Source organism: Burkholderia sp. USMB20 (assembly GCF_000949135.2).
GTDB lineage: Bacteria > Pseudomonadota > Gammaproteobacteria > Burkholderiales > Burkholderiaceae > Burkholderia.
Map to the genome: position 1 here is coordinate 905,309 of NZ_JTAN02000019.1, position 13,818 is coordinate 919,126.

8 protein-coding genes are annotated in these 13,818 nt (G+C 59.2%); all 8 read right to left on the reverse strand.

Translation table 11 applies throughout. The features are described 5' to 3' along the window. The 8 genes from PL79_RS28705 to PL79_RS28740 all read right to left on the reverse strand — a co-directional run bounded on the left by PL79_RS28705 (nt 1) and on the right by PL79_RS28740 (nt 13,809). Nucleotides 1–1,086 (reverse strand): CgeB family protein, encoded by a 1,086-nt coding sequence (locus PL79_RS28705; protein ID WP_044844074.1) that lies wholly within the window; start codon nt 1,084–1,086, stop codon nt 1–3. Continuing rightward, nucleotides 1,067–2,407 carry a glycosyltransferase gene (locus PL79_RS28710; RefSeq protein ID WP_044844073.1) on the reverse strand — a complete coding sequence of 447 codons (1,341 nt, stop codon included), beginning with the start codon at nt 2,405–2,407 and terminating at the stop codon, nt 1,067–1,069. Before PL79_RS28710 ends, PL79_RS28705 begins: the two co-directional genes overlap by 20 nt. Further along, nucleotides 2,404–3,468, reverse strand: coding sequence for a polysaccharide deacetylase (locus PL79_RS28715; RefSeq protein ID WP_235879350.1), 1,065 nt, complete (start codon nt 3,466–3,468; stop codon nt 2,404–2,406). Before PL79_RS28715 ends, PL79_RS28710 begins: the two co-directional genes overlap by 4 nt. Next, on the reverse strand, nt 3,381–3,932 hold the full coding sequence (locus PL79_RS28720; RefSeq protein ID WP_135801168.1) for a hypothetical protein: 552 nt from the start codon (nt 3,930–3,932) through the stop codon (nt 3,381–3,383). Before PL79_RS28720 ends, PL79_RS28715 begins: the two co-directional genes overlap by 88 nt. After that, complete coding sequence (locus tag PL79_RS28725; RefSeq protein WP_044844070.1) at nt 3,929–5,041, reverse strand: glycosyltransferase; 1,113 nt, start codon at nt 5,039–5,041, stop codon at nt 3,929–3,931. Before PL79_RS28725 ends, PL79_RS28720 begins: the two co-directional genes overlap by 4 nt. Beyond that, nucleotides 5,038–6,207 (reverse strand): nucleotide sugar dehydrogenase, encoded by a 1,170-nt coding sequence (locus PL79_RS28730; RefSeq protein WP_044844069.1) that lies wholly within the window; start codon nt 6,205–6,207, stop codon nt 5,038–5,040. The genes PL79_RS28725 and PL79_RS28730 overlap by 4 nt, the downstream gene beginning before the upstream one ends. A gap of 345 nt (nt 6,208–6,552) precedes the next feature. Then, nucleotides 6,553–7,932: a BNR-4 repeat-containing protein gene (locus PL79_RS28735; RefSeq protein WP_193759889.1), complete on the reverse strand. Its 1,380-nt coding sequence runs from the start codon at nt 7,930–7,932 to the stop codon at nt 6,553–6,555. A gap of 138 nt (nt 7,933–8,070) precedes the next feature. Continuing rightward, nucleotides 8,071–13,809, reverse strand: coding sequence for a glycosyltransferase (locus PL79_RS28740; RefSeq protein WP_082088460.1), 5,739 nt, complete (start codon nt 13,807–13,809; stop codon nt 8,071–8,073). Nucleotides 13,810–13,818: the final 9 nt, after the last annotated feature.

A 13,818-nucleotide genomic window follows, 5' to 3' on the forward strand; every position in this document is an offset into this window, starting at 1 on the left:
TCAGATCTTCAAGACGGCGAAGATTTCCTCCAGCCGGTGCGCCCACGTATGGTTTTGCCGTACGTAGCGTGCGCCTGCCTCGGCTCGGTCCAGATCGTCCTGCGACGGACCGTGCCGAAGCCGCGAAAACAACTCCCGCGCCTCGTCAGGCGTATCGATCACGTGGCAGAACCCGCGGAAGTACCGGTCGACCGAACGGCTCGCGTTGGTCACGGCGATGCCGCCACACGCGAGGATTTCGACCAGGCGCCGCGAGAACATCGTCTCGGAGCCCGTCACGGAATTCACGTTGATCGAGATCGCATGGGATTTGTACACATGCGCCGTTTCCCGATGCGGCACCTTGCCATGCACGCGCAGCCCGCTCTTCTTCGGATAGCGAAACTCGAAGAAGCGCGACAGGCGGTCGTGATTGCGGTCGAATACGTTGAGCGGCAGATTGCTCTGCTCGCAGGTGTCGAACACCATGTCGAGAAAGCGGCGGCGTTCGTTCAGGATGCGCCGGTAATAGCTGCCCGTGAAGCACGCCTCGTTGCGCACGAAATTGAAGCCCGAGAAGTTGTGTGACGCCGGCTGATACGGCATCACGAGCGTATTCACCGGCACATGCGCGGGCACCTGCTGCCGATACCGATCGAGACACTCCTCGTCGGTCGTGAACACGTAGTCGAATACCTTCGCCACGTCGATGAACGTGTCGAAGAACGCGCCGTCGTCCTTGTTCCAGAATACGGTCGGCACACCCGCGCGCCTGGCGAAGTCGACCAGGCGAAAGATCGCCGTCGGCTTGCCCAGGCGCATCGGCGGCGACTGTCGCGCCAGCTCGTAGCGCCAGCTTCCGTCCACGCCATGAAACGCCGATTCCACGAACACGAGATCGGGCTTCCAGTTGCCGATCACGTCCGCGTAGTTGGCAGGCGTCATGGTGCGCACGCGGCATTCCGCCGACAGGCAATCCGCCGTGAAGTAATCCGTGACGAGCGCGATCTTCAGGCGCCCGAAGCGCCCGGCCTGCTCCACGTCCTCCGCAACCGTCGGGTAGTCGTAGACCAACGAACCCAGTTTTCTAATGACCCTGCCGACCATTTAACCCCTCACCCTGCGACATTGGCAGTGCGTTCATGACAAATTCGCGCCAGCGGCGCTGCGTGGCCGCGTATTCTCTCGCCTGGCCGCGCAACGCCGCGAGCGTGCCGCGATCGGACAGCGCCGCGTCGATGACCCGCGCCAGGTCGACCGCATCGCCGGCCTTGAAAAACCAGCCGGCCGGACTCGGGCCCAGTTCGTCGCGAAACACCGGCAAATCCGGCACGATCACCGGCTTGCCCATCGCGAGCGCCTCCACGAGTTTGATCGGCGGCACGATCTCGCAAACCTTGAACGGTTTGCGCGGAATGCACACCAGCGCGCAACGGCCGAGCGTCCTGCGCGCCTGCTCGGGCGACGTCCGGCCCAGAAAGCGAACCTGCTCCGCCAATCCGAGGCGTCGCACCTGTGCCTCCAGCGCCGGCCGTGCCTCGCCTTCTCCGACGATCTCGACCCGCACCGTGCGCCCTTCCCCGATCAACCGCCCGACCGCATCGATCAACGTATCGAGCCCTTCATAGCCGATCAGCGAACCCGCATAGCCGATCGTGTCCGCGTCGATCTCCTCGGGTTTCGACGGCGTAAACCGCTCGGGGTCCACGCAATTCGGCAGCAGATGCATCCGCTCGCCGGCAATCCCCCAGCGGTCCCGCGCGAACCGCCCCAGCTGCGCCGAGATCACGAACAGCTTGTCCGCGTGACGGGCCACCAGGCCCTCCAGTTGCAGCCCCTGCGCGAACCCCTGGCGCCCTTCGTATTCCGGCATGCGCGAGATGCGCGTCAACTCCCACAACCCGCGCATCTCGTACTGGAACGGGATGCCCAGTTGCCGCGCCGCCAGCAGGGCCGGCAGCGCGTTCACGTGATTCGACGCCGCGTGGATCACGGACACGCGATGCTGCATGGCCACGCGCGCGATGACCGGCGCTGCCTGCAACGCATACATCAGCACCGGCCGGTTGTTCAACGGTGCGCTCGCATGCAGATACCGGACCTCGCTGACCTGCGTGTCGCTTCCCGCGACATCCATCAGGCGATCCACGCGATCGCCGGGATAACCGGGCCGCGTCAGCGGATGCACGCGACCGCCCGCAGCGGCCAAGGCGCGAACGACTTCGTGCGTGCGCGTCGTATAGCCGCTCGTGTGATACGGCAACGCGCTAGCCGCCACGTACAGCATGCTGTCCGGATCACCGACGAACGGCACGCCGCGCGAACGCTGCTTCACCTTGCGCTCGAGCACATGCGCCGTCAGTCGACGGCTCATCGCGAGAAGCGGCTCGGTCAACGCCGTCTGCAACGAATCGAGCATCGTGCTCATGCTTTCACCGCCCCGGCCGCCTTCAGTTCGGCATGGGCGAGATCGGTCGTATGCGTGGTCCGGATCTTTCCTCGGGCCTGCAGGTCCAGGAATTCCGCCGTGGTGATCACGTCGTAGTCCTTCGTCAGCCGCGACAGCAGCTTCCGGTAGCCTTCGACGCGCTGGTCGTCCCGGTAGGTCGCGTGGCCGTTTTCGTCCCAATACAGCAGCGACCACGAATGGAGCAGGAAGATCGAGAACGTCGGACTGCCGCTGAACGCGTCGAGCAGCAGCTTGCCCCACCACGGACGGAACCGGAAATACGGCGACTCAGGGTAAGTCAGGCGTGCCCACCATTCTTCCTTGCCCACCTTCGGCAGGATTTTCTTTTCCGTCATCGGCACCTCGATCACGCCGTTCGACCACTGGAACGGCAGATTCGTGGGCTCGCTGTAATTGCACTGCCCGGCATGGACGGCGCACAGGGAATTGTTGAACGACAGTTGTACGCCGGTGGACTTCAGCGCCCGGATCGTCGACGCGTTCCAGCGGAACGAACCTGCACGGTGCGCCAGCACCGGCTTGCCCGTTTCCGCCGAAATCAGCCCGCCGAAGTGGCGAATCACGAACTCCGCGCGCGCATCGTCCGTGTATTGGTTCATGTATTGCGGACGCCGCGCGAGGCCGTGCTCGGCCCAGAACGCGTCCGGCAGGTATTCGGGATGCGTGTGCAGTTGCACGTCCTGCCCTGCGGCATCCAGTCGGCGCACGACGTCCTTCGTCTCGTCGAGATACGCATATGCGCCGCACTGGTCCACGAAGAACACGTGCTTGACGCCGAACTCGTCGCCGATGGAAGCCATTTCACCGACCCCCGCCCGCCCCTTTTCGTGCACACCCCACATCAGCCGTTTGACGTGATCCTCCGTGGCACGCTTGGGCAGCGCCTCGGTATCCACCGTCAACATGGCATAGCGATTTCTATCCATCATGTTCAGTTCACTTCCACCAGTGCCTTCCAGTCGACGTCGTTGGCCTGCGCCGCGGCCGGCGGAACGATCCGCGCATCGCGATAGCGCCACGCAAGGTACGCGCGCTTTCCCTCGCGATAGGAACGGTCCTCACCGCTCAATTCCGGCAGGTATTCCACCAGCCAGCCCAGCCGCGAATAGAAGGCGAAATCGGCCACGTCGGTCACCAGTACCGGCGCCAGCGCATCGTTACCTCTCAGCCGCGCGGAAAATCCTTCGCACGCACGGCGCAGTGCATCGCGCTCCGTACCCGGCGCCCAGATCAGCAGCGTGTTCGCTTCGGCCGAAACCGGTGCGTGCTTCAGGGTCGACAGCCACAAATATTTCGTCACGTGAGGCGGAATCACGCCCAACGTGGCCAGCAAGCGCCTGGCACCGCGCCACGCGCGCTCCTTCAACGTGGCAGGCGGTTTCCCGGCGAGCAGGTCGTGGCGCGTCAGCAACGTCCAGTCGGGCTTCGCCGCCAACGCACGCAACTCACGCCTCAAGGTCCGGGTTTGGTCGATGATGCTCAATGCGTTCGCCTCTTGTCGGCAATCCTGGCGATGATCTCGTCCGCCGCGAGCGACGCGCCGTTCATCGGCACCGCGCACTGCGCCGGTCCTGCATCGGGCAACAGGCCCAGCAGCGCGTCGACGGCCGTCTTGCGCTCCTGTTCAGTCTCGCACGCCGAAACGACAGCCGGCATCACGTCGGCGACCATCAGTGCGCGACGCACCTGATCGTCCACCAGTTGTGCGTTGGGCACCAGCAGCGCGGGAACGCCCGACTGCACAAGTTCGCAGCAGGTGTTGTAGCCCGCTGCGCCGACAAATACATCGAACGCACGCAGATAGCGCGCCAACGGATAGACCGAGACCGGCAACACGCCGGCCGGCAATTCGACGTCACGCACCGAAATGGGCGCACGTGCCCAGACCACCTGGAAACCGGCCGCCTCGAAGGAGGCGATCAGTCCGTGCCCGATGCCGGCGACATCCTTCAGATTGCCCGGGCCGAGCGAAAAGAGGACGAAGCGGCCCGCCTGCGGCAGGCCAAGCGCATCTCTCGCCGCTCCTCGGTCGAGCAACTCGTCGTCCTCCAGCAGGCAGACCGGCGGAACCGTCAGCCGCGTGCCGCCGTTCGTCAGGGACGCGCGTGCTTCGGTCGCACCCAGTTCACCGGGCTGGATCACGAGATCGAACAACGATTCGTCCACCGGCACCGCTTTGGTATCGGCTTTGAGCAGCCCGCGATTGGACCACACGAGGACGGGCGATCCATACATTTCGCAGGCCGTCAGCAAACCCTTGAACGGCCACGTGCCGTCGAATACGACCGCATCCGGACGCACCCGCTCCAGCATCAGGCCCAATCGGACGGCCAGTTCACTGTTCCAGCCGAACGTCGAACTCGACGACCAGTAATGCGAAACGAAGTAGTCCGCTTCGAATCCCATCTCCTCGATGATTTCGATCGCCGACGCCAGCGAAAAGAAATACGGGCGAGCGCGGCCCCGCAGGCGACGCGCGTATGCGAGGCAACGGTTCAGATGGCCCATGCCCGAGCCGTTCACGTTGAAGAACAGGATGCGCGGCAACGCGCTCGCCGCGCCTACCGCGTGACCGGACTGCTGGTCGATCATGCGTCCCCGCCGAACAGGTCGCGCGTGTAGACCTTGGCTGCGACGTCGGTCAGATCGTCGGTCAGCCGGTTTGCAACGATCACGTCGGCGGAGTGCTTGAATTCGGCCAGATCGTGCACGACCGACGAATTGAAGAACGTCGATTCGTGCAATGCCGGCTCGTAGACGATGACCTCGACGCCCTTGGCCTTGATGCGCTTCATGACGCCCTGGATGCTCGACGCGCGGAAATTGTCGGACCCCGCCTTCATCACGAGACGGTAAATGCCGACAACCTTCGGCTTGCGCTTGAGAATGCTCTCGGCGATGAAGTCCTTGCGCGTGCTGTTCGACTCGACGATCGCGCGGATCAGGTTCTGCGGCACGTCGCGATAGTTGGCCAGCAGCTGCTTCGTGTCCTTCGGCAGACAGTAGCCGCCGTAGCCGAAGCTCGGGTTGTTGTAGTGCGCGCCGATGCGTGGATCGAGACAGACGCCGTCGACGATCTGATGCGTATCGAGACCGTGCTGCGCGGCGTAGGTGTCCAGTTCGTTGAAATACGCCACGCGCATCGCCAGATACGTATTTGCGAAGAGCTTGATCGCCTCGGCTTCCGTGCTGCCGGTGAACAGCGTCGGAATGTCCTGCTTGATCGCCCCCTGCTTCAGCAGATCGGCGAACGCCTCGGCTCGCCGCGAACGCTCGCCGATCACGATCCGCGAAGGGTGCAGGTTGTCGTACAGCGCCTTGCCTTCGCGAAGGAATTCCGGCGAGAAGATCAGGTTGTCGGTGCCGAGTGCCGCACGCGTGCGCTCGGTGTAGCCGACCGGAATGGTCGACTTGATCACCATTACCGCGCGCGGGTTGATCGCCATCACGTCGCGGATGACGACCTCGATCGAGCGGGTGTTGAAGTAGTTCGTATCCGGATCGTAGTCGGTCGGCGTGGCGATCACCACGTAGTCGGCCCCGGCGTACGCGTCTTCCTTGTCCAGGGTCGCGCGGAAGTTCAGATCCTTGTGGCGCAGGTAGTCCTCGATCTCGGCATCCTCGATCGGCGACTCCTTGCGGTTGAGCATCGCCACCTTCTCGGGGACGATGTCCAGAGCAACGACTTCATTGTGCTGCGACAGCAGGACGGCGTTGGACAGGCCGACGTAGCCTGTGCCGGCGATAGCGATTTTCATGCAAACATCTCTCAGACAGATAAAGAAATCCGCTGCCTTCCTTCCGGCCAGGACAAGCGCACCCATAGGCGATCCGTGCCACGAAAAGCAACTTCATTCCATTGCAAACATCCCCCAAACGGCCGAGGCCAATGGGCCGTCGTCCAGGGGAAGTCTGTTCAAATTCAGCGGTGCCCGAAATTGCGTTTCAATGCCGCGCTTTCAGAGCCAGGCTCCAGTGCCAACAGGATCAAACCGATCACATCGTCACACTCAACCGCGAAACGGGAGCCCTCTGACATGCGGCAACGCACTAGCTTCCGTGACATGATCCGCAACCTCCACAATCCGTGGCCGCTTCACTCGCTAGTTCGAGGCGTCACTTGACGTCCGAATCACTTTCAACACCAGATCAGAGACGAAGTTACACGGCACCTCAGACTTGCAGTCCCTCGGGCGATCTCTATTGTCCGCAGGTAAGCTAAACCACGAAATCGCATAATTGGCGTCGGCGCTATCAGGTGCCGCGTCCCCAATGGCGACAGGACGAATATTCAGCTCGGCGCCCTTCGGGGCCTGACGATCCTTGATGGCAATTGTCGGCGCCCATACGCTTGCACCAAGCACTTGTCGAGCCTTGAGTGAATCGTCATCGTACACAAACGTCTTCGTACCGATATCCCGTTGATGAACCTGTTCGATCAGGCGACCGTTTCTCATCTTCACGCCTGAGAAATTGATCTCACTCGGAATCGTCCCGCCGCCTCTCGGGTCCCACCGATAGGTCCATTGGGTCGCTGGCACTGACTTCCACCCGTTGTTTTCTCGTCTGGCGTGGAACAACTGTGTAGCACCGGTCGAATCGAATTTCAGGTATGAGATGACCGGGCGGCCTGTTGCATCGAACCCGATCCGCACATTGTTGATCAGTCCGCTACCCTTCGGAATGGCGTCCACAACTTCAGCTGTGGCTGGCGTAATAGGCAATGGTACAACCTCTCCTCGACTATTCCTCCAGGTGCGCAGATCAGAGCTCTTCGCATAACTGACGTTAAAGTTGGTTTCGACTCTGTAGGTCTCCCGCCAAACCCAAGCTACGTGGAAGAAGCCGTCCGGCCCTAACTGGTAATCCGAATGGTACGCGTTGACTGTGCTCTTTCCCGAGTTCGGAGCGAAGATCGGCTGGTCTGTCCAGCGGACCCACCGCGAACCTTCCAGCCGGTTGATCAATTCAATACCGTTGCCACTCCGGCCAGATCGGTATGAATATCCGAGCGCGCCATCAGCGAAGCGAAAAAAATACGGATAGGTTGTTCGGGCCTCGTCCGTTCCGGTCATCGGTCGTAGCGCATCAAGTCCAGTCAATCGATCCGGGCCGTCTGTTCGGGCATAAATCAACGGAGACACATGCATATTCCCCGATACATGCAGCCGGTTCTTGTCGTCCAGCACGAGGGAAATATAGTTGTGCTCGTCCCATCCCTCGAAGCGAGACGGAACCCTGACTTTCTCCTTGTCACCGGTGCATTTATTGATTTGCGCAACGGTGAGCCAGCGATCAGCGTCGTAGTAGGCAACGTAGACGAATTTCTTGCTTTCGAGCGAAGCGAACTCGACGTGCGCGCTCCCCCAGACCTGATCGATCGGCAGTTCTCGCGGCAGACCCTTGCAAGTATCGATGTCGCTGCCCGCAAACGACGAGGTTGAAAAAGCCATCGCCGCTGCAACAGCAAGACATTCGATCAAATATCTCGGCATCTCAACCCCTCTTTTGAGCAAAATCCACTTTTTCCATCGTTCAAGAACTCTTCAAACTGACGCTACAAATTTCGCAAGAGTTCCACTCACCACCCAGCGACTTGCCTGTACCGATCCTTGCGTTTCCTACATTTGACTAAGTTCCGCAGCTCTCACATCGTATTCACGAACCGCCGCCTGAACAGCGCTATGCAGATCTTTGATTGCAGAAGACGAGAATGCTTCCCGAACTCGCCCCGGATAATCAGGATGCAATTTTTCGAGCGCGGCATTACCTTCGGCAACCAACTTGGCTTTCTCACCCTTGAAGCTGGCAGTTCGTACGTGGAATACGAAAGACCACGGAGACAGAAGATTTTTATAACCAGCCTTCAGTCCACGCATGCAGAAGTCATTTTCCTCTCCATAGCCTCGCGGAAATGCTTCCTCATCAAATGCTCCAATCTTGTCGACAAGTTCCCGCTTGATATACATACAGAAGCCATTGCCGGTCGGAAGTTCGATCGGATCTTTAGGCGTACTCCCCGACAGAACCACGGACGCATATTCGTCATACGACATGCTGTCCGGTTTCGGATTCGCTCGGCCTGGAACAGGAAACGAAAATGCGCCTGCGTTGTCACTCATGGCAGTCACCGTGCCGACCGAGTCGGGCCCATACGCTGTGATTCTCAGTCCAAGTAACCAATTCGACGTCACCACCGTATCGCTGTTCAACAGAACGACGTCATCCGTACCGGCGAGCTTCAGCCCTCTATTGACCGTTTTCGTATAACCGATGTTTCGCTCGTTACGAACGACGGTCACATTGCCCACGCCGTCGAATTTCGAGAGAGCGGGAAACACTTGCTGATCCGGACTTCCATCATCGATAACGAGCAAGCGCGTATGTTGCGGGTCCGTATTTGCGATGACGCTTTCGATGCACGCTATCGACTCGTTCAGTGCGTTATATACAGGAACGATTACCGTGACATCCCGACTAACTGCGTGTGACGGAAAACGCCCGTATCTTTCCGTCGCGAGCTTGAGCATCTGCTTGGCTTGGTCTGCAGCCCGCGATACTTCATTCACGACCTGCTCTCGTCCGAGAATTTTCGAGAACGCCTTGCCGAGGTTGCCTTGAAGCGTTGCAGGGGTGTATTTCTCGAGGACAAATTGCCGCCCTGCCTCGCCGAAGGTGTCTATCAGTGCAGGGTTCGCACAGAGCGCCCTGACCTTCTGTGCAACCTGTGCAACATCCCGATATGGAACCAAGAATCCTGTTTTCCCAGATTGGACGAGCTCGCCCAATGCACCCCAGTCGTACGCGATAACGGGGCGTCCTGCCGATAGCGCTTCGGCTACCGTTCGTCCGAACGATTCGGCAAACAACGACAGGTTGAGGACCACATTGACACCCACTAGCGCCTCACGAGGCGTTTGTTTGTATCCTGCAAAAACCACATTTCGTGGAATCCGTCCACTCTCCTGAAGCGCCATGAGCTCGCTTATTTCCTTTCGCTCTGGCCCAACCAACCAGAATCTCGCCGCCGGGGCGATTCTTTCGCAAATTCGAGCCACCTCGACAAGATCATAGATCCCCTTTTTCGGGATATTGCTGCTGATCAGCGCGAATGTGATCTCCCCCGGATAAATGGGGTTGGGCACATCAAGGCACGTCAGATCGACGACGTTTGGTGCTACAAACGTGCGATCCGGGTGTCCCAGCGCCTGAGCAGTCGTCCTCGAGTTCGCCACGACGTAGTCGGCGCTCGCATACACGTGGCGGGCGATGTCCTCGGGCGACATCCCGATAGCCTTCGAAAGATGCTCATCATTCGAAATCATTTCCCGCACGTGAACGACGCTGGGCACGCCACACTCCCGAGCAGCGAGCAACGGCTCCCGGATAACGATCGTGTTGACGTAGACGGCATCGATCGAATGCTTTTTAACGATGGCAGAGAATCGTTCCACGGCAGATCGCGACATCGGTACTTCTTTTTGCCAGTGGTGATACTCGAAAACATATAGCGCATGGACGTACTGTAGAACCTCTGCCAGATACTCCTCATTGCCGAAACCCGGAAAGGTTGCAACGACGTTGAAACCGCATCCGTTCAATGCGACGAGCATATCCAGGAAGCTTCGCTCACCTCCGAACAACTGCGTTCCGGCCGCGTGCGCACACAGGAGCAGCCACGGCGCATCCGGCCGGATCGACCGCTTTCCGCCGACAAACGTATCTCGCTTAGGCACAACAGCGTCACCCGATACGTCCGTAATAGGCCAGGACACGGCGTGCTCCCGGTCAAGGGTGGTCCGTGTCTCGGCGCGAGCGACCACAGGACGATAGACCGCAATACCCCTCTCCAGATTTCTTTCCGAATCGACTCGCCACTCCTTCACGACGTACCCATCCTCCGCATAGTAGGAGAAGTCGTCAGGCGTGTGCTTTTCCGACCATCGCGCAATAAATTTTGCTCGATTGTGCGCAATATATTTTCCGCGGCCGGGCGTCTTGCCTTCATAGTGAATCACCGTGGCGTCTGCGGCGTACCAACAATGTCCATGAAAGCGCTCTCTGAGCCTGAGGCATAGATCGATGTCCTCTTGCCCGTTGATGAATACAGGATCGAATCCTTCGATTTCCGCAAAATCCTCGCTGCGCAGCGCTATACAGGCAGCCGTAATGGCCTGGAACGGCCGACTCTTGTTGATGCACTCGGCATCCCCCGGAAATTCCACGTATATCGGATAGCCGAGGGCACTCCATCGCGAAAACACCACCCCGCCACATTGCAGCGTTCCGTCCGGGAACAGGAGCTTGGGCTGGACGGCCATGACCTTTGCATCCGCAAGGGGCTGTACCAATTTTTCCAGCCATCCATTCGTGACCGTCGTATCGTTGTTCAGAAACACGACTGACTTCCCGCTTGCGTGCGCAAAGCCGACGTTGCAGCCAAGGGCAAAATTCAGGTTCTCCCAATTTCGCACGACTTTGACCCGCGTACCGCTCTTGAGCTTTTCGACCTGCGCCGCCGTAACTGGGTCGCTGCCATTGTCGACGAGAATGACTTCCCATGACAGCGTAGAATCCGCGTTCAATATCGATTGCACGCATTTCACGGTGAGCTCGGGTTGGCCATACACAGGAATCACGATAGACACGTCGAGCGTGCGAGGCTTCCGAGATTCCGCGGCGAGCCGATTCCAGTCGATCAGCGTCCTGTTCAGTACTTCGAACCGAAACTGCGGCTCCCTCTCAGGCTCGCTGAACAGCAACCTGCCCTCTCGCGCACCGCTGGACAGATAATGGAACAACGGCTCAACCCTGTGTCGCCTAACATCCTGATTCTGAGACAGATATTGTGTCGGACTGAATGACTTGACCGGACGCTTTCCGCTGAAGCAACCGATCAGAATATAATGCGCCAACGCATCGACATCCATCGGCAGTTCTTCGGAATACTGAAATCTGTAAAGCGCTTCGTCAAAGACCCCCGCCTTCCGGATCGCGTCCACATATCGCGCAAGACTAGCTCGATGCGCAAGAGCGGCACCTACGTCAGCCTTGCCGACGAAAGCGGAATTGTTCGTCAACTGAAGCGTGCAATTTCCTTCGCCGCTGCTCGAGCCATGCAGCAGGCCGACGCTGCCTCCGTAAATGGTCGGCAGTAGCCCGAATGCGCGCTCTAATGCGTGTTCGAGTTTTCCGTCCTTATTATTCGCAGCCTGCTGGTCCGCGATATGAAAGGTTGCATACTCGCAAATTTTTTCGAGCAGTTCGGGGCGAACCCAAAACATCGTTCCAGCAAAAAATCCCCAGTCCGTCTCGGGAATGTCCCTCCCGTAGCTCTCCCTCAAGATGCGCGAAACGTTCGTCTTGTTCTCGTACATCAGTCTGGGCGCCGATTGATACAGCATCGCTGGTCCTGCCAGGCAGAGTTCCGGATGCTCATCGAATGCGCGAACCACAGAGGAAAAGGAGTCGTTGGAACCCAGCAAGCTGTCGAGCATCACATTTCGCCACACCACCGCAGATTCGTCATAGCCGCGCTTGGTGTGAATCTTGCACACAGCCATGTATCGCTCGTTGATCAACGTAGGAATCAACGAGAGAAATGGGAGGATGTCCATCCCGCGATTGGGACCAAAGGCGAATCGCGCATTCGGGAAACTGCGAAGAACATTTTCGTGCGCGCTCGACGCGAGTTCGACAGGCGCCGTCACAAAAAGGTCGAAAGCGGTACCGATTCGCTCCAATCGCCCACAAATTTCCGGCCAGATCTCCGGATAAAAATAGTGGACGACGACGGCAATTCGACCGGACACGCCACTGCGCCCTGCGTTCGCCCACGGACGAGCGCCTGCCGATCCAGCGGCGCCCCCAGTCGCAAGCTGGCGTGCGTCTACACCTCCCCGGTCATTCGTTGTCTCAGATCCCGGATGGCGTGCGTCTGCGGTGTTCAACAGGTATTGCAGCGTCTCGCGAACATTTGCGTCCAAGCTGTTGAGAAGGAGTTCACCGCCTTTCGACAGGGGTAAATTGCGGTATTGCTCGACAGCCTGACGCAGGCGAAGCACATTTGTGTCGTGGCCAAGCTCGGTATGAAAATAGGCACGCCCGGCCTCGCTCAAGCGGTCAGCAGTACCGGAATCACTCAATACCTGCCCCAGCTTGGCACTCAACGTTTCTGGCGTGACCGCCAGAAGCGCGCCTCGCGCAAAGACATCGACCAGCGCCTGGGTCTCGCTTGCCAGAACAGGCATGCCGACGGCCAACGCGTCAGAGAGCTTGGCCGGAATCTGACGCTGTGCAACAGCCGAACCGACATCCTGCAACAGAACGCAGACGTCCCCTACCGCAGCGATTTCTGGAGCACTTTCGATGGGTTGATTGCCGATGAAAAGGTATTCGACACCGGCAATCGCTTGCAATCTCGCCTTCAGTGCCGCATCGGAGAATTCGCCGACTATGACGAACACCAAGTCATTCCGCTTGAGTGCCGCTATGGCCTCGGCTGTTTCAAGCAACCCCTTGTGCGTCCTCGGCGTACCGAAAAACAGTACGACCTTCTTCTCTTGCGGCACACCGTGCTTTTCCCGGCACTTTCGCTTGAACTCCGGAGATGCATCAAAGAGCTTTTCATTCCGCGCATGCTGAATGACTTGGCCGCCGTAGCGCTGCTTGAGAACGGTGTTCGAAACAGTAACGCCGTCGAAAGATTCTGCAAGCCCGACGGCCAGACGCGTCCAGTTCTTCCCCGCAAGGTCTGCTAGAGCAGGCAGTTGATGGTGTTTCTGGATGTATTCGTCAATGCCGACAGACGCGTCGTCGCCAAAAAAGGCAAGTTCGTCGTCGTCGACGTCAACGATGACCTTGGCACCCCAAATCAGCTTGTAGAGAATCCCCAGGAAGATATTCGGGGCTCGCGGCTTGGACAGATGCACGATGTCGCAAGGATGGTCCGCAACCAGTTCGATCGCCTGATCGATATAGCGCGACTCGTCGTCCGCCACGAAGCAGTGCTTCGCGATCCGACTTCCTCGAATAGGCTCCCAGATCTGTCGCCCGTACTTCGGAAATATGCTGCCGACGATTTCCACGTCCGCGAAGTCTTCGTACAACATTGCCAGCGTGTACGCACGCCCGGCGGGATTGCGCCCGAGATCCCAACCACACACGCCTACACGCGGTTTTTTGACACATTGGCGCTCTCTCAGGTACTTCCTCCGCGCCAAAACGAAATTCGCCGAGATGTGCTTGGCCAACCCCGGAGCCTTGAGCAACACCCGTGCGTAGTGGCGAATAGCGTCTTCGAAGTTTCCCGCCCGCATCGATGCGTTGCCAAGTGCGAGAGACGTATCCAGATTTTTCATATTTTTTTG